The 15,740-nt window shown below is 27.0% G+C and carries 18 protein-coding genes; 3 read left to right on the top strand and 15 right to left on the bottom strand.

Features of this window, described 5'->3' with window-relative positions; translation table 11 throughout:
* Positions 1–2: 2 nt before the first annotated feature.
* Positions 3–374, bottom strand: a complete 372-nt coding sequence (locus tag CRU91_RS02070) for a response regulator (RefSeq protein WP_026803956.1) — start codon at positions 372–374, stop codon at positions 3–5.
* A 162-nt stretch (positions 375–536) separates the two neighbouring features.
* On the opposite strand from CRU91_RS02070, the gene flgG reads away from it, so the two are divergent.
* From flgG to CRU91_RS02055, 3 genes are read left to right on the top strand one after another with little or no spacing between them, the layout of a single operon-like run.
* On the top strand, positions 537–1,325 hold the full coding sequence (flgG, locus tag CRU91_RS02065) for a flagellar basal-body rod protein FlgG (RefSeq protein WP_113892903.1): 789 nt from the start codon (positions 537–539) through the stop codon (positions 1,323–1,325).
* A 12-nt stretch (positions 1,326–1,337) separates the two neighbouring features.
* On the top strand, positions 1,338–1,724 hold the full coding sequence (locus CRU91_RS02060; RefSeq protein WP_113892901.1) for a hypothetical protein: 387 nt from the start codon (positions 1,338–1,340) through the stop codon (positions 1,722–1,724).
* Positions 1,711–2,559: a hypothetical protein gene (locus tag CRU91_RS02055; RefSeq protein ID WP_113892899.1), complete on the top strand. Its 849-nt coding sequence runs from the start codon at positions 1,711–1,713 to the stop codon at positions 2,557–2,559. The genes CRU91_RS02060 and CRU91_RS02055 overlap by 14 nt, the downstream gene beginning before the upstream one ends.
* 3 nt (positions 2,560–2,562) lie before the next feature.
* Here the strand turns inward: CRU91_RS02055 and rimM are convergent, their stop codons facing one another.
* The 14 genes from rimM to CRU91_RS01985 all read right to left on the bottom strand — a co-directional run bounded on the left by rimM (position 2,563) and on the right by CRU91_RS01985 (position 15,708).
* Positions 2,563–3,093 carry a ribosome maturation factor RimM gene (gene rimM / locus CRU91_RS02050; protein ID WP_113892897.1) on the bottom strand — a complete coding sequence of 177 codons (531 nt, stop codon included), beginning with the start codon at positions 3,091–3,093 and terminating at the stop codon, positions 2,563–2,565.
* A 3-nt stretch (positions 3,094–3,096) separates the two neighbouring features.
* Entirely contained in the window at positions 3,097–3,336 is a 240-nt protein-coding gene (locus CRU91_RS02045) for a KH domain-containing protein (RefSeq protein ID WP_113892895.1), read from the bottom strand.
* Positions 3,337–3,351: 15 nt separating this feature from the next.
* The gene (gene rpsP, locus CRU91_RS02040; protein ID WP_004511333.1) at positions 3,352–3,579 is read right to left on the bottom strand and encodes a 30S ribosomal protein S16; all 228 of its coding nucleotides are present in this window, start codon (positions 3,577–3,579) and stop codon (positions 3,352–3,354) included.
* Positions 3,580–3,656: 77 nt separating this feature from the next.
* Positions 3,657–5,009, bottom strand: coding sequence for a signal recognition particle protein (ffh, locus tag CRU91_RS02035; RefSeq protein ID WP_113892893.1), 1,353 nt, complete (start codon positions 5,007–5,009; stop codon positions 3,657–3,659).
* Positions 5,010–5,159: 150 nt separating this feature from the next.
* A complete protein-coding gene (locus CRU91_RS02030; RefSeq protein WP_113892891.1) occupies positions 5,160–5,912 on the bottom strand; it encodes a pseudouridine synthase family protein in 753 nt (250 codons plus the stop codon).
* Positions 5,903–7,051 carry a lipid IV(A) 3-deoxy-D-manno-octulosonic acid transferase gene (gene waaA, locus CRU91_RS02025; RefSeq protein WP_113892889.1) on the bottom strand — a complete coding sequence of 383 codons (1,149 nt, stop codon included), beginning with the start codon at positions 7,049–7,051 and terminating at the stop codon, positions 5,903–5,905. Before waaA ends, CRU91_RS02030 begins: the two co-directional genes overlap by 10 nt.
* A gap of 1 nt (position 7,052) precedes the next feature.
* The gene (locus CRU91_RS02020) at positions 7,053–7,781 is read right to left on the bottom strand and encodes a zinc ribbon domain-containing protein (protein ID WP_113892887.1); all 729 of its coding nucleotides are present in this window, start codon (positions 7,779–7,781) and stop codon (positions 7,053–7,055) included.
* Positions 7,774–8,529 carry a Nif3-like dinuclear metal center hexameric protein gene (locus CRU91_RS02015; protein ID WP_113892885.1) on the bottom strand — a complete coding sequence of 252 codons (756 nt, stop codon included), beginning with the start codon at positions 8,527–8,529 and terminating at the stop codon, positions 7,774–7,776. The genes CRU91_RS02020 and CRU91_RS02015 overlap by 8 nt, the downstream gene beginning before the upstream one ends.
* Positions 8,529–9,410, bottom strand: coding sequence for a glycine--tRNA ligase subunit alpha (gene glyQ, locus CRU91_RS02010; RefSeq protein WP_113892883.1), 882 nt, complete (start codon positions 9,408–9,410; stop codon positions 8,529–8,531). The genes CRU91_RS02015 and glyQ overlap by 1 nt, the downstream gene beginning before the upstream one ends.
* Positions 9,411–9,641: a glutaredoxin domain-containing protein gene (locus CRU91_RS02005; RefSeq protein ID WP_113892881.1), complete on the bottom strand. Its 231-nt coding sequence runs from the start codon at positions 9,639–9,641 to the stop codon at positions 9,411–9,413. It abuts the gene before it with no gap.
* The gene (purE, locus tag CRU91_RS02000) at positions 9,641–10,135 is read right to left on the bottom strand and encodes a 5-(carboxyamino)imidazole ribonucleotide mutase (RefSeq protein ID WP_113892879.1); all 495 of its coding nucleotides are present in this window, start codon (positions 10,133–10,135) and stop codon (positions 9,641–9,643) included. The genes CRU91_RS02005 and purE overlap by 1 nt, the downstream gene beginning before the upstream one ends.
* Positions 10,136–10,173: 38 nt before the next feature.
* Positions 10,174–11,430 (bottom strand): hypothetical protein, encoded by a 1,257-nt coding sequence (locus CRU91_RS01995; RefSeq protein WP_113892877.1) that lies wholly within the window; start codon positions 11,428–11,430, stop codon positions 10,174–10,176.
* A gap of 12 nt (positions 11,431–11,442) precedes the next feature.
* A complete protein-coding gene (locus CRU91_RS01990; protein WP_113892875.1) occupies positions 11,443–12,732 on the bottom strand; it encodes a peptidase U32 family protein in 1,290 nt (429 codons plus the stop codon).
* 108 nt (positions 12,733–12,840) lie between these two features.
* Positions 12,841–15,708, bottom strand: a complete 2,868-nt coding sequence (locus CRU91_RS01985) for a cache domain-containing protein (RefSeq protein WP_113892873.1) — start codon at positions 15,706–15,708, stop codon at positions 12,841–12,843.
* Positions 15,709–15,740 lie beyond the last annotated feature (32 nt).

Below are 15,740 nucleotides of genomic sequence, written 5' to 3'. Positions count from 1 at the left end.
ATTTATTTTTTCAGAACACCATCTAATTTTTCTTTTAAAACTTCTGCATTAAAAGGCTTAACTATATAGTTATTAACTCCTGCTTTTAAAGCAGTAATTACTTCACTTTTTCCACCCTCAGTTGTAATCATAATGATTGGAGTTTTTTGATGTGTTCCTTCACTTCTTACTTTTTTAACAAGTTCTAAACCATTCATATTTGGCATATTCCAGTCTGTCAAAATCACATCATAATGCCCTTCAGTCAACAACTTCCAAGCTTTTAATCCATCTTCAGCTTCATCAAAACTCTCTTTATTAAATCCTAATTGCATAACTACATTCCCGATAATTCTTCTCATTGTTGAGCTATCATCAACTATTAGAATTCTCATATTTCCCTCTTTATGTTTAAATTATTTCAATAAAATATGCATTATATTAAATTTGTTTTAAATATTTACTTAAAATTATTTTTGTAAAATTTCGAGACTTTTATCAAAGTTTAATTCTTATTAAAATATAATTAAATACAATTGATAATCAAGGAGAATTCTATGATTAGAGGACTTTATACAGCAGCAACTGGTATGAATGCAATGCAACATCAAATTGATGTTACTTCAAACAATATTGCCAATGTTAATACAACTGGATTTAAACAAGATAGAGCTGAATTCCAAGATTTAATTTATGAATCTTTAAATTATACAGCAGGACAGACAACTCAAGATACAATGAACCCTACAGGAATTGATGCTGGACTTGGAGTAAGACTAGCAAACATTCAGAAAAATTTTACCCAAGGTGATTATAAGACAACAGGTAATGATTTTGACATAGCTATATCAGGGAAAGGTTTTTTCCAAATTACACTACCAAGTGGTGAAATAGCTTACTCAAGAAATGGTAACTTTAAATTAAATGATGAAGGGACTATAGTAAATGGGAATGGATATCCACTTGAACCTGAAATTGTAATCCCACAAGAATATAAAGATTTCAGTGTTGGAAATGATGGTTTCTTATCAGCAAAAAATCCTCAAACTGGTGATACAATAGAATTAGGACAAATTGTTCTAGCAGATTTCATTAATCCTGCTGGGTTAACTCCTTTAGGTGACTCTTTATTTATGCAAAGTGAAGCAAGTGGTGCTGTTGTTGAAGGAAACCCTTCAACAGCACAATTTGGTGGATTAAGACAAAGAATGATCGAAAGTTCAAACGTAAAACTTGTAAATGAAATGGTTGATTTAATTACAGCACAAAGAGCATACGAAGCAAATTCAAAAGCAATTACGACTGCTGATAATATGCTTGATGTAGTAAATAGGTTGAAAAATTAATTCTAATTTATTATGAATTTTGATGAACTAAGAAAAAAACGCGAAAGCAATTTTGCAAAACATAAACAAAAGAAGAAAGCTTATTATCTAAAAAGTAAACTCAAAAAAGAGATAGACTATGAAGATGAGCTAAAAGAAGAGAATTTTTTTGCAAAAATTAAGGAAATTGCAAAAAACCAAAAAATATATATGGATAGTCGTCAAGAATCTATTAAATCAAAGATAAATGCTTATAAAGAACTCAAAAAAGAGTATTATGAGCAAAATAGAGAAAAAAGACTAGAATATGATAGAGAATACAGAGAAAAGAAAAAAGAAGAATTAAGAGAATATAGGCAAAAATATTATGAAAAAATTAAAGAGAAGAGATTAAAAGAACAACAAGATGGAAACAACTAATACAACTTCTGAAAATAGTACCGAGAATGTAGATACTGAAAACAATGAGCAAATAAAAAAAAGTAAATCAGCTCTTATAAAAAAAGTTTTAATTATATCTATAGCTGTTTTATCTCTATTCTTAATTATTTTAGTTGTTATTCTTTTATTTAAAGATTCTGCTGATAAAAAAACTGTTGAAAATATTCCAAATACAAATGAAAATATTCCTATAGAAACAATTGCAACTCCTGAGCAAAAAGACTTTAAATTTGATTTTAACAATTTAGAACCTGAAAAGTTAAATGAACAATTAGCACTTTTGACAAATAAAAATATGGAGATTCAAAAAATTGAAGAATTAAACAAAATTGAAGAACCTGTAAAAAATGAAAATTCTATAATCAATAAAGATGATGAAGAAGAAAAAAAATATGAAGCTATTGTAAATAACAAAGAACAAACAAATGAACTTACTCAAGATATACAAGAAAAACATAAACAACAAAATGAACTTATTGTAAAAAAAGAAGAAAAAGAAGAAAATAAATCTGTTATTATAGATAATAGTCAAAAAGAAGTATCAGTTATCGAAAAGTCGGATTTTATAAAACTAATAAATGTAGCAAAGCTTAAAGGCAATTTAAATAAAAAATACTTAGACAAAGCTGTAAATGTTAATACTAATATTTTATTATGCAGAGACAATGAAAATCACATAGAACTATACTATGGACCTTTTTTAGATGATAATATAAGAGATGAACTACTTACAAAACTCTTAAGTGAGGGGTTTAAAGAAGCTTATTCTTTAGAAATGTTAGAAGAAGAATTTAATAAGAGATGTAAATACTAGAAATTAAGAATTTTCTAATATTTCAAATGAATTCTTAACAAAAATCTTTTTTTGTTCAATATCTATTTTTTCAATGAAACTATCAAAAATATGAGGTATTAAAAATGTTTTTGGTAAATTTTTATTTATAAGTTCAATATCAGTAGAAACTTCTAAATAATCATTTAAAGGAAATCTGTGCATATCTTTTACTATTCCCAATTTCAAATCATTTTCAAAAATTTCACAAGAGATTAAATCAAACCAGAAATGTTCATTTTCTTTTAATTTACAAGATTCTTTTGTATTTTCAATAGATGTAAAAAGTTCACTATTCGTAAGTTTCTTTGCAGTATCCATATCCAAATAATCTTCAAACCTAATAAGTTCTCTACTTGGGTTATACTCTAAAACTTTTAATAAAACTTTTTTATTTGTAGTAAAAACTGCACCTTTTTTAAACTGTTCAGGAAAATCAGAGTCAATAAAAAGTCTTAAATGACCTTGTAAGCCAACTGCTTTCCCTAATTTTGCAACATAAATACTATTATTCATATATTACTTTGTAACTACTTGTATTTTATAAGATATTCCATCTTTTGCTTTACAACCATTTGCAATAGTTTTTAAAGCATTTATCATATTACCATTTTTACCAATAAGTTTTCCAATATCAACACTATTAACATTTATTGTAATCTCGGCAAAATGTTCATCTATTTGTTCTTTAGAAACAACGACATCTTCTGGAACAGCTACAACTAATTTTGCATAATTTTCTATGAAATTTGTAATCATGTTATTTCAATATAATTATTTAGAAGCTAATTTTTTAACTTTTTCAGATGGTTTTGCACCAACACTTAACCAATAGTTATATCTTTCTTCATCAATTTTAAGAACTTTTGGTTCAACAACTGGATTAAAGTAACCAATTGATTCAATCCATCCTGAATCTCTTCTTTTTCTTGAATCAGTTACAACTATTCTATAAAATGGTTTTTTGTTTCTTCCCATTCTTGTTAATCTAATTACTGTCATTTTATTTCCTTTTTTAAATTTATAGTATTGAATTCTGAACTCAAAACAAGTTCACAACTCAATACTATTTAATATTTTTATCTTGGAATTTTAGGCATTCCATTTGCTCCAACTTGAGAGAGCATATTTTGTAAACCTTTCATTCCACCTTTACTTGATAACTGTTTTGCCATTTTTGAAGCATTTTTAAATTGTTTCAATATTTTATTTACTTGAACTTCACTAAGTCCTGAACCTAAAGAAATTCTTTTTTTTCTGCTTGGATTTAAAAGATCAGGATTTTCCCTCTCTTTTGAAGTCATTGAAGAAATAAGTGCTTTTATTCTTATAATCTCTTTTGAATTTTCAAAATCCATATCTTTTAGTGCTGGAGCCATAGAAGAAAGCCCAGGTATCATTCCTATAATTGATTTTAAACTTCCAAGTTTACTCATCATTTGAAGTTGCTCTAAAAAGTCATTAAAGTTAAACTCACCTTTTTTTATTTTTTTAGTAACTTCTTTTGCTTTTTTTTCATCAATAATTGCTGATGTTTTTTCAGCAAGTCCATCAATATCACCAAGCCCTAAAAGTCTTGATACAATTCTATCTGGAATAAATACTTCCAAATCTGGCATTTTTTCACCAATACCAATGAACCTTAAAGGAACTTCAACTTGAGAAGCAATACTAAGTGCTACTCCACCCTTTGTATCTCCATCGTATTTTGATAAAATAACTCCATCTATTCCTATTTTTTCTTTAAATGTTGTTGCAGTTTTAGTTGCATCATGTCCTGTTAAAGAGTCTGCTACATAAAAAATCTCATTTGGATTTATGGCATTTTTAATATCTTTTAACTGTTCCATTAGCTCTTCATCTATTGCCAATCGTCCAGCTGTATCTATCAAAAGTACATCATAATGCTCTTTTATAGCTTTTTCTTTTGCTGCAAAAGCAATTTTTATAGGATTTTTTTCGCCCTCATCAAAATATATATCAACTTCAATAGAAGCTGCTATTTGTTTTAGCTGCTCAACTGCTGCAAGTCTTTGTAAATCACAAGCGGCAACTAAAACTTTTTTCTTTCTTGTTTTTAAATAATTTGCTAATTTACCAGTCGTTGTTGTTTTTCCACTTCCTTGAAGTCCTGTCATCAAAACAACAGTTGGAGGAGTTGAAGAAAATACAAAACCTTGATTTCCATTTGCAGTTAAAGTTTTTGTAAGTTCTTCTTTTAGAACTTTTATAAAATTATCTTGTCCAATTCCTATATTTTTTGTACCAATTTCAATTGCATTCAATAGTTCTTTTGTAGTTTTATGATGAACATCAGCTTTTAAAAATGCTTTTTTTAATTCAGATATCGCACGACTTAATGATGTAACATCATCTTGATGTCTTATTTTATTTACTATGCCACGTATTGAACCTGTTATTGAATCAAACAAATATATCTCCATAAATTTTTATTTTGGGATTCTATTAAAATTTTACTTTAATATAGATTAATTGATTTAAGATTTTTAAGTATTTTTTTAGTTTGTAGTTTTTACAAAATCCCTTCATTATGGGATTTATGTATTTTATAATCTTAAGAATTAATTAAAATCATACACTTTGAACTCTTTTGGTTCTCGTGCTTCAAAAGTATAGTCAAAAATCTTTGTAATTTTTGAGTGAAGTAAAACTCTATTTACATTTGATGCCGTTCTTCCGTATATTGCATCACCAATAATCGGTAATCCAACAGAACTTAAATGTACTCTAATTTGATGAGTTCTTCCACTTTCTATTACTAATTTTATTTTTGATTTATTTCCTTCAACAAGCATTGGATAAACAGTTGTTTTTGCACTTTTTCCATGTTTATCAATTTTAGATTTTGCCATTCCTCTATCTTTTGTTGTCAAAATTGGTTTATCAATTTCTATTTCTTCTACAACTTTTCCTTCAACAATAGCAACATACTCTTTATAAACTCTATTTTGTGCAAACTCTTTAATAGCTTTTTTTTGGAATTCTTCATTTTTTGCAAACATCATAACACCACTTGTTTCTTTATCAAGCCTATTTAAAAGTATAGCCTTGTCAAATGTTTTTGCTATTTCATCTGCTGTTATAAAAGCTGGTTTATCAACAACCAAAATATTTTCATCTTCAAAAATAACTTTAGTTTTTGCCACTTCTTTTACACTAAATTTTGTATCAGTTTTTATTTCACCACGTGCTATTAAAACTTTTTTATCACCAACTTTAACTAAACCTCTATCAATTAACTCTTTCGCTTTTGAATTTGAAATTTTTTCTTGTTGTGCTAAAAGCTTATAAGCTTTATCATACATTACAGCCATTTATCTATCTCCTTAATTATTGGATCAAAAGATCCAGCTTTAGTAAGCTCTGGTTTTTTTAAAGTTTTTAAATTCTCTAAATAATTTCCTATTTCACTATTTTCAACTAAATAGTAATTTTTTATACAATCAAAAAGTGATTTTTGATTAAAAATATTTTTTCCACTTATTATTATATTTCCAAAATATGCTGGTTCTATGGGATTGTGTCCACCAATTCTTTCAAATGCCCCACCTAAAATAGTGACATCACTTATCGCATAAATGTCATTTAAAATACCCATTTTATCAACTAAAACAATATCACTTGTAAAATCTTCTTTACTACTAAATCTATGATATGTTAAATCTTTATCTTTTATAAAATTTTTAATCAAAAAATCAACTTTTTCAAATCTTTCTGGATGTCTTGGAACAATGACTAATCTACCAAAATCTTTTTTATATGAATTTAATATTAATTCTTCTTCATTTTCATGTGTACTTCCAGCAGTTATTAGAACTTCTTTTGGCTTTGATAAATCAATATTTTTTTGTGGAAGTTGAGCTAATTTTATATTTCCAATAATTTCAATATTTTTTGCACCTAACTCTTCAAGTCTTTTTTTATCAATATCACTTTGTGCAAAAACTTTATCAATATTATTAAATATTTTCTTATAAAAAAAACTAAATCTTTTATATGATTTATATGATTTATCAGAAATTCTAGCATTTATTAAAATCGTTTTAGCACTTTTTCTTTTTGCAACTAAAAAAAGCATATACCAAAGTTCAGCTTCCATAACAACTAAAACTTTTTGTTTTGTAATCCAAAATGGTAAAAAAATCTCAAAAGGAAGATACCTTACACTATCTAAGAGATTCTTAGCTTCTGAAAATCCTGTATTTGTAATAACAGTTACATTTGACTCATTTTTATATCTTTGAATAAGTGGCTTAATCGCTCTTACTTCCCCCATAGAACAACAGTGAAACCAAACACCAGATTTATCAAATTTTGGATTATTTCTTAAAAAAAATTTTGCGGGGATTGCTTGTTTGTACTTATTTGTTTTTGTTTTATAAAGTAAAAATGGAATAAACAGTATATAAACAACTATTAAAATAAAATTGTAAAATATACTAAAGAGGCTCAAATTAAGCCTCTTGTGAAATAGTTTCTTCTTCACCTTTATAAAGGATTCTTCCACAATGAAGACAGTTTACAATCTCTTCACCTTTTATAACCTCTGCATAAGTTTTGTCATTTATTTTCATAAAGCACCCATAACAAGCCTGTTTTTTTACAGGAACAACTGCTGTATCTTTAGCCCATCTTTTAATTTTTTCATAGAAAGTTAGAATTTTTTTATCAAATTGTCCTAAAAGTTCATTTCTTTGTGCATAAACAACATTTCTTTCTTCATTTATAGATTCAATTTCTTGATCAACTGCAACTTTAATCTCCTTAATATCTTCTTCTTCAACTTTTAATTTCTCTTGAAGTTCTTTTAAAGTATCTTCTTTTGCCACAGTTAATTTATCAAGTCTTTCTATCTCTTCATTTGCAAAAGAAACCTGCTCTTTTGCTATATCTTCTTCAAGTTGTAGAGCTTTTAACTCTTTTTCATTTGTTACATCTTTATTCTTTTTTGCAATACTATCTAACTTTGTTTTTAATTCTGCAAGATGAATATTGTTTTTAGTTCTTTTTGATTTTAACTCATCTATTTCTAAATAAATAGAGTTTATAGAACTTTTTAATGCTTCTGCTGTTTCTACAAAAACTGCTAATTTTGACTTTTGATTTTCAATCTTTGGATCAAATTGACTAATACTTGTATCATATTTTGATAAAGTTATTAAATCCTGTAAATACTTATTCAATGTTTTCTCCTTCTATAAAAAACTCAAATGGATTTTTTGAAGCTGTTATTATAGCTTTTAATTTATTTTTTTTCAAATATTCATCTAAAAGATATTCCAATAGTAGATTAAAACTATTTTCACTCTCATAGTGTCGAATATCAATTAATGACAAATCTCTTGCTTTTGCTTCCATTGCATCGTGATATTTTATATCACCTGTTATAAAACAATCTGCTTTCACTTCATCTATTAAACTCATAGCTGAACCTGTACAAATAGCTATATTTTTTATATAATCTTTTGTTTTTACAAACTTTATATTTTTCAAATTTAACTTTTTATTTAGGTGTTTTAAAAGATTTTCAAAACTCATATTTACTTCACAATTTGCAATAAATTCATTTTGATTTACTATTTTAAATTCCAAAATATCTTCAACTACAAATCTATTTAAGTGTGTTTTATCTATATTTGTATGCATTGATATTAAAGATATATTTTTTTTTATAAGCTCTTTTAAAATCTTTGTACTATATGTGTCATAATTTATTCTTTTTAATCCACTAAAAATTAGTGGATGATGAGTAATTACTAAAGAGTTTGGCTTTAAAGTTTGAACTAAAGTTAAATCTAAATCCATACTAATATATAAATTTTCGAATTCATCTTCAAAACTTCCTACAAGAAGTCCAGAATTATCCCATTTTTCCTGTAATTCAAAAGGAGAAATTGAGTTTAAAAATTCATATATATCTTTTATTTTCACTATCTTCCAACTCTTTTTAATCTATCTTGTTCTTGCTCTTTGTACATAACTGCACAAGCTTGTGCAAGTTCTCTCACTTTTAAAATATAGTTTTGTCTTTCAGTTACACTTATAGCTTTTCTTGCATCTAAAGTATTAAACGTATGACTTGCTAACATACATTGGTCATAAGCTGGTAGTGGTAAATTAGCTTCTAAACAAGCTTTACACTCATTAAAAGCATCTTCAAAATGTTTAAATAACATAGAAGTATTTGCTACTTCAAAATTATACTTAGAAAACTGATATTCTGCTTCTTTATGAACATCTGCATAAGTAGTTTTTCCATGTTTATTTTCATTCCAAACTATATCAAAAACACTGTCTACTCCTTGTAAATACATAGCTAATCTTTCTGTTCCATAAGTTATTTCAACAGCAACTGGGTCACAAGCTAAACCACCTACTTGCTGAAAATATGTAAACTGAGTAACTTCCATACCATCAAGCCAAACTTCCCAACCAAGTCCCCATGCACCTAAAGTTGGAGATTCCCAATTGTCTTCAACAAATCTGATATCATGTCTACTCAAATCTAATCCTAAAAATTCTAAAGATTTTAAGTATAAATCTTGAATATTATCTGGACTTGGTTTTATCAAAACTTGAAATTGATAATATGCTCCCAATCTATTTGGATTTTCTCCATATCTCCCATCTGTTGGTCTTCTTGAAGGGGCTACATAGGCTGTACTCCAAGGAGTACTATCCAAACTTCTTAAAAGTGTTGCTGGATGAAATGTTCCAGCTCCAGCAGGAATATCATAAGGTTGTACAATATTACACCCTTCCTTTGCCCAAAATTCTTGTAGTTTTAATAGCATCTGTGAAAATGTAACCATCTATTTAATTCCTAACTCTTTATTTATTTTTTCTTTGTCAAATCCACAAATCCAAGTATTTCCTATTAAAATAATAGGGGCACCAGAACATCTTTTTTGACAATCTTTTAAAGCATCTTTATTTTTTGTTAAATCTATTTGATTAAATTTTAGTTTTTTACTTTTTAAGTAGATAATCGTATCTTTGCACCATTTACAATTTGGTAAAGTAAATAGTGCAATAGGTTTCATTACAATAATACTTCTATATCTTTTGAATCACTTTCAACAGCTTTAGCTTTAACCATTCTATCTTCTTTTAATTTAACAGCTAAATCTTTATCACTAATTGCTAAAATTTGCATAGCCAAATAAGCAGCATTAATAGCTCCTGCTTTTCCCAATGCAACAGTAGCAACAGGCATTCCTGCTGGCATTTGAACAGTTGAAAGCATAGCATCCATACCATCCATTGCTCCACCTTTCATAGGCACACCAATAATTGGTTTTGTTGTTGTTGCAGCTAATGCTCCAGCAAGGTGTGCAGCCATTCCAGCAGCTGCGATAAAGGCTACTGCACCTTTTTCTTCAGCATCTTTTACATATTCTTTTGTTCTTTCAGGACTTCTATGAGCTGAAGATATAATTAACTCATATTTTACATTAAACTGTTCAAAAGTATCAGCACAGTTTTTCATAATTTCATAATCAGATTTACTACCCATTATAATTGATACAAATTTCATTTTTCACCTTTTTATTTTTTAAAAATTCCAAGATTATATCAAAAAGTTTCTAATAAATTTATAATCTTATCTACTTTAAGCTTTTTCCATTCATCAAATTTATTTATTGTTAATAAATCATTTTCATATATAAATTTTGATAAATTTTTTGAACTATTTTTTACAAAAAGAGGTTTAACATATTTATAATATTTTAAAATAGTTTCATACTCTTCACTAGTAATTATACAAACTGTAGGTATCATAAATGTATCACTTATGTGCAATGCTGATGTATTTGCAGTAATTATTTTATCCATTGAAGATACTATAAAAATAAAATCTTCTATTGTTTTAGAAAAATTAGATAAATCAAGAAGATTATCGTTTTTTATTTTTGGATCAACATTTAAAGTTGTAACAATAGTATAATCGTCTAATTTTTCAATTAAAGATTTTAAAATATCTATAGCGAAAGTTTGTGGAATTGATTTATTTATAGTAGCACTATATGGATGATATAAAAGAAGTTTTCCTCTCTTTTTCGCTTCAAGTAACTTATTACTTAATCCTTTTGTTAATTCAAAATTATCTATTTTTAATGTTGAAAATTTCTCTAAATCTGAAACTTTTCTATAATCAATTCCAAATTTCAATAACCAGCTATCAACAATATTTAAATTTAATATTTTACTAATATCAACACTATTATCAACATAATAGTCATATTCGCAAATCTTTTTACTATCAATACTCAATGGCAAAATTTCATTTATATATTCTTGCGTAGAATAAATATCTTTATCTCTTTTATAATAACTATTATTCGAAGCTTTTATATATATGTCTAATTTTACATTTGAATAGATTTCACTTAATTTATTATAAAATATTCTCAAAGCTGCCATAGAAGATATCATATCACTTATACTATTTCCTAAACTTCCAATCACTGCGATACGAATACTATTTTTATGAAAGCTCTTTAGTTGATGAAATAAATTTTGCTCTTTTATGTCAAAAAAATCTATATTATCAAACTTTGTTCTATTTTCAAATTCTTGAATATTTAAAATTCCCAATTCAACTGGAAATCTTGGGTTTTCTTTAACTGAATTTTCATTTATAGTTTTTGCAATATATTTATTTTTATCAACTTTTGCCAAAATATCTTTAAAATCTAAAAAATCATCATATGTTGTAATATAAACTGTTTCATTCTCAACTCCAACGGGAGCTTTAAATCTATTATACTTTATAACTGTTCCATCTGTTATTTTTATATTTATATTATTTGTAACTCTAAAAAAAATCATATTGTAAAATATTTATTCCACTATTTCATCAATATTTTCAACTCTAAACATAGTTAAATATGGTAATTTTGAAGGAAGTTTTATTTTATTTACATTTCCACTATGAACAGATTCTAATTCTTTATTCGTTTCTGTTAAAATCTTTTTAAAATTTATATAATACAAACCATCATATTTTTTAAAAATTTTCCCTATTTCATTATCACATTCCAAAAGTTCTTCACCTTTTGGAGTAAAAATTTCTATATCTTCATTTGGATAAACTTTATACTTACACAAAAAATGTTCTTCATCTTCAGTTACAAGTCCAGTAACTTCAAACGAACCTTTACTTAAAGCATATAGATGATTTTGTGAATCTGTTTTCTCAAAAGGACGATGAATCAAATATGCATCAGTAAATCCTCTATTTTTTGTTGTATGAAGCTCTTTTTGATATTTCTCTGGTTCAAATTTTCCAGCATCATAATCATCAATAGCTTCTCTATATGCTTTTGCTGTAACGGCTGCATAATATGGAGATTTTGTTCTTCCTTCAATCTTTAAACTATCAACTGCACCACTATCTAATATTTCTTTTATATGTGAAGCTAAATTCATATCTTTTGAATTAAAAATGTATGTTCCAACACCTGGTTCTTCTTCTAACCTAAACAAAGTATTATGATCTTCATTTGCAGCATATAAAGTATATTGAAATCTACAGTCATTTGCACAGCTTCCTCTATTTGGTACTCTTCCCATTTGAACAGCACTAACTAAACATCTTCCACTATAAGCAAAACACATAGAACCATGTACAAAAATCTCTATTTCCATATCAGGTAAGTGTTTTTTTATTTCCATTACATCTTTTAATGATATCTCTCTTGCAACAACTATTCTTTTTACACCCATATCCCAAAAAACTTGTGCATCAAGATAATTTAAAACATTTGCTTGAGTTGATAAATGAATATCAATTTGAGGAGCAATTTCTCTACACAATCGAACAACTCCAGGAGCTGCAACAATAAAAGCATCTGGCTTAAGTGCAGCCATTGTAGCAATATGTTTTTTTAATAATTCTATTTGTGAATTAAAAGGAAAACCATTAATTGTAGCATATACTTTTTTTCCTCTTTCATGAGCATAATCTATTCCTTCTTTAAAAGTTTCAAACGTAAACTCTTTTCCTGCTCTTATTCTTAAACTAAAGTGACTAACTCCTGCGTAAACTGCATCTGCACCATATTTAATAGCTATTTTTAATTTTTCTAAATTTCCAGCAGGTGATAGTAACTCTACTTTTTTATTACTCATAAATTTCCTTTGATTACATACATTATATTATTTAATTAAGCCGAGATTATATCTATTTTTTGATAAATATTTGTATTGAAGTTTTATTAAAAATGAGATAAAGAGCCTTTAGAAGCTCTCCCACTCATCATCAGTATTGCTAGAGATAAACTTCTTTTGAGATTCTTTATTACTAACTTTTTGTTCTATTAGAGAAGTATTTTCAAATTTAACATCTTTTTTTATTTCATTTGAAGCTTTAACAATATTGTCTTTTTTTAGTTGATCTAAACATTTAAACACCTCAAACATTGAAATATCTACTTGTTGTGATAAGTTTTGTAAGATATCTCTATCAGAAATATCTTTACAATCTTCATTTATATACTCTTGAACACTATTATGAACACTTTCATGGTACTCTTTTAGTTTCTTCCAATTTTGTGCTTTTGTAAAACTAATACCTTGTTTTTCTTGTTCTATTATCCATCTTCCTAGATCACAATCTGTTGGTTTTGTTATATTCCAAGCAGTTTTTGTTTGTCCAATTTTATTAAAATTTACAAGTTTAAATCTTATATGATCATTTTTTAATTTTGAAACTTTAAATACCAAATCGATGTCTTCTATCTCTTTTGCATCTATTTGTTTAAATTTAGCCCTATCAGCTATTGTTAGAAGATTATTAGATAAATTTGCAGCTTCTAAAGCTAATGAACTAATAATATTTGACGAGTTAGCATTTACTTGAGTTACACTATCTAAAACATTTATCGTATCATTGATTTGTAAAATTCCAATCTCTTCTTCTTTACTACCTTTTGAAACATCTTCAATTAATACAATAGTGTCATTAATATTTTTATTTAATATTGTATAACCTTCTTTCATTCGATTTGCAATATCTTTACCTTCATTAGCCTTTGCTGTTGCTTTTTCTACAATATTTTTAATCTCTCTTGCTGCCTCAGCACTTCTATTTGCAAGATTTCTTACTTCTTGTGCAACAACTGCAAATCCTTTACCAGCTTCTCCAGCAGTTGCAGCTTCTACTGCGGCATTTAGTGAAAGAATGTTTGTTTGAAATGCAATTTGATCAATAACTTCAATAGCTTCATTAATAGAACTTACTTCATTATTTATCTGATCCATCGCTTGATTTGTTTTTGAAGCAAGTGTTTCTCCATCTTTTGAAGATTTTTGAAGTTCAAGAGCTAAAATAGACATTTGAGAAGTTTTTTGAACACTTTGCTTAATAATAGCTGTTATCTCTTCAACCGCAGCTGCAGTTTGCTCTAAAGAAGAAGCTTGTTCATTTGCAGAAGTTGATAATTTTTTAGCACTATCAGATAAAACACCTGTATCACTATTTAATTTTTTACCAGTTGCTACAATCATTGACAAAAATTCAGAAACAGTTGAACCAATTAGTTGTGTACTTGCAACTAATGATGACATTACCCCATTTACTTTTGATATGTCCATTTTTGAATCAATTGCAGCAAAATTTGAGTTTCCATACTCTATTAGAACATTGTTTAAACTTACTAGATTATCATTTGTTCTTTCAATCATTTGATTAATAGAATCTCTTAACCTTTGAATTTGTGGATTTGAAGATGTTTTTTCAATTTTGTATACATAAAAACCTTGCGAAATTTTGTCTATCACTTCATCAACATTTTCAATAACTTTCCCATCTTCTATATAAGCTTCTTTTAGCTTAGAGATGTAAGCATTAAAACTATCTACCACTTTTCCTATTTCATCATTAGATTTTTTGTTAATTCTATCAGTTTCACCTTTTCCACTATTAATATCATTAATAGCCATATCCAGTTCATCTAAAGGTCTAATAATGGCTTGATTTACAAAATAGTTATAAATTAGAACTGCAACTAATATTATAATAATTGCAAAACCTAAAATGCTAAAAATTATACTATTTATCTTATCATTAGTATTCTCTTCCATCAAAGCAACTTCTGCTTCAATATCATCAACATAAGCCCCTGTTCCAATAATCCAATCCCAAGGTTCGAACTTTTGAACATAAGAAAATTTCGCTTTTGGATCATTTGGTAAATTTGGTTTATCCCAATAATATTTTACCAATCCACCTTCTTTTTTAGAATTTGTAACTTTTGACATTTCAATAAACAATTTTGCGCCATAAGGGTCTGAATAAGTGCTTAAATCTGTTCCATTTAATTTTGAGTTAATAGGATGCATAATCATTTTGGGAAATGAATCATTTATCCAAAAATATTCATTATTTGCATATCTCATTTCTGAAATAGTTTTTAAAGCTTCCATTTGAATTCTTGCTGTTGCATTTTCAACATATTCACCCGTTCCAATAACCCAATTATATGGTTTAAATAATTTTACAAAAGATACCTTTAATTGAGGAGTATCAAATCCTGGTTTTGGCCAAACATAATCAATAAATCCCTCTTTATCACTTTTTGCAATTTGTGCAAACTCTTTAAAAATTTGCTTCCCTTTTGGATCTTTGTAGTCATACATATTTTTATTATTAAGTGATGGATTTATAGGATGTACTACAACGACTGCATCAAAGTCATTTATCCAAAAATATCCTGTAGATGAATATCTTGTAGCATTTACAATACTTTTTAACCTATCTTGTAATGCTTCATTTGATAAAGTATTTTTATATTTTTCATACTCTGCTTCTAAAATAGAAAATAAAAATTCTGTTTGTTTTTGTAGTTCACTTTCTAATTCAAGTTTAACTTTTTCTATAGAAGTTCTTTCATAATATGCTTCAACTGTTTTCATAGCCAAAGACACATAGTTCTTCAGTTCTTGTTCTTTTTTTAGGTAAGCTTCTTCTTTATATTTAGTGATACCTTCATCTGAAAAACTTTTAATAGAATAAATTGAATCTATAGCAACGGCAATCGATATAAACATAATTGTTACTACAGATAAAATCAATATTTTTAATTTTATAGACAAATTTCTTAGCATTCTTCTCTCTCCAAAATAGAATGTTTCAATTG

The organism is Aliarcobacter vitoriensis, assembly GCF_003316695.1.
Taxonomy (GTDB): domain Bacteria; phylum Campylobacterota; class Campylobacteria; order Campylobacterales; family Arcobacteraceae; genus Aliarcobacter; species Aliarcobacter vitoriensis.
This window is presented reverse-complemented; position numbering and strand designations above follow the sequence as displayed.

Bases quoted from the DNA above. Each gene is read 5' to 3' on its own strand.
- CRU91_RS02070 (WP_026803956.1), bottom strand. From the start codon at position 374: ATGAGAATTCTAATAGTTGATGATAGCTCAACAATGAGAAGAATTATC.
- flgG (WP_113892903.1), top strand. From the start codon at position 537: ATGATTAGAGGACTTTATACAGCAGCAACTGGTATGAATGCAATGCAA.
- CRU91_RS02060 (WP_113892901.1), top strand. From the start codon at position 1,338: ATGAATTTTGATGAACTAAGAAAAAAACGCGAAAGCAATTTTGCAAAA.
- CRU91_RS02055 (WP_113892899.1), top strand. From the start codon at position 1,711: ATGGAAACAACTAATACAACTTCTGAAAATAGTACCGAGAATGTAGAT.
- rimM (WP_113892897.1), bottom strand. From the start codon at position 3,093: ATGAATAATAGTATTTATGTTGCAAAATTAGGGAAAGCAGTTGGCTTA.
- CRU91_RS02045 (WP_113892895.1), bottom strand. From the start codon at position 3,336: ATGATTACAAATTTCATAGAAAATTATGCAAAATTAGTTGTAGCTGTT.
- rpsP (WP_004511333.1), bottom strand. From the start codon at position 3,579: ATGACAGTAATTAGATTAACAAGAATGGGAAGAAACAAAAAACCATTT.
- CRU91_RS02030 (WP_113892891.1), bottom strand. From the start codon at position 5,912: ATGGCTGTAATGTATGATAAAGCTTATAAGCTTTTAGCACAACAAGAA.
- glyQ (WP_113892883.1), bottom strand. From the start codon at position 9,410: ATGGTTACATTTTCACAGATGCTATTAAAACTACAAGAATTTTGGGCA.
- CRU91_RS02005 (WP_113892881.1), bottom strand. From the start codon at position 9,641: ATGAAACCTATTGCACTATTTACTTTACCAAATTGTAAATGGTGCAAA.
- purE (WP_113892879.1), bottom strand. From the start codon at position 10,135: ATGAAATTTGTATCAATTATAATGGGTAGTAAATCTGATTATGAAATT.
- CRU91_RS01995 (WP_113892877.1), bottom strand. From the start codon at position 11,430: ATGATTTTTTTTAGAGTTACAAATAATATAAATATAAAAATAACAGAT.
- CRU91_RS01990 (WP_113892875.1), bottom strand. From the start codon at position 12,732: ATGAGTAATAAAAAAGTAGAGTTACTATCACCTGCTGGAAATTTAGAA.
- CRU91_RS01985 (WP_113892873.1), bottom strand. From the start codon at position 15,708: ATGCTAAGAAATTTGTCTATAAAATTAAAAATATTGATTTTATCTGTA.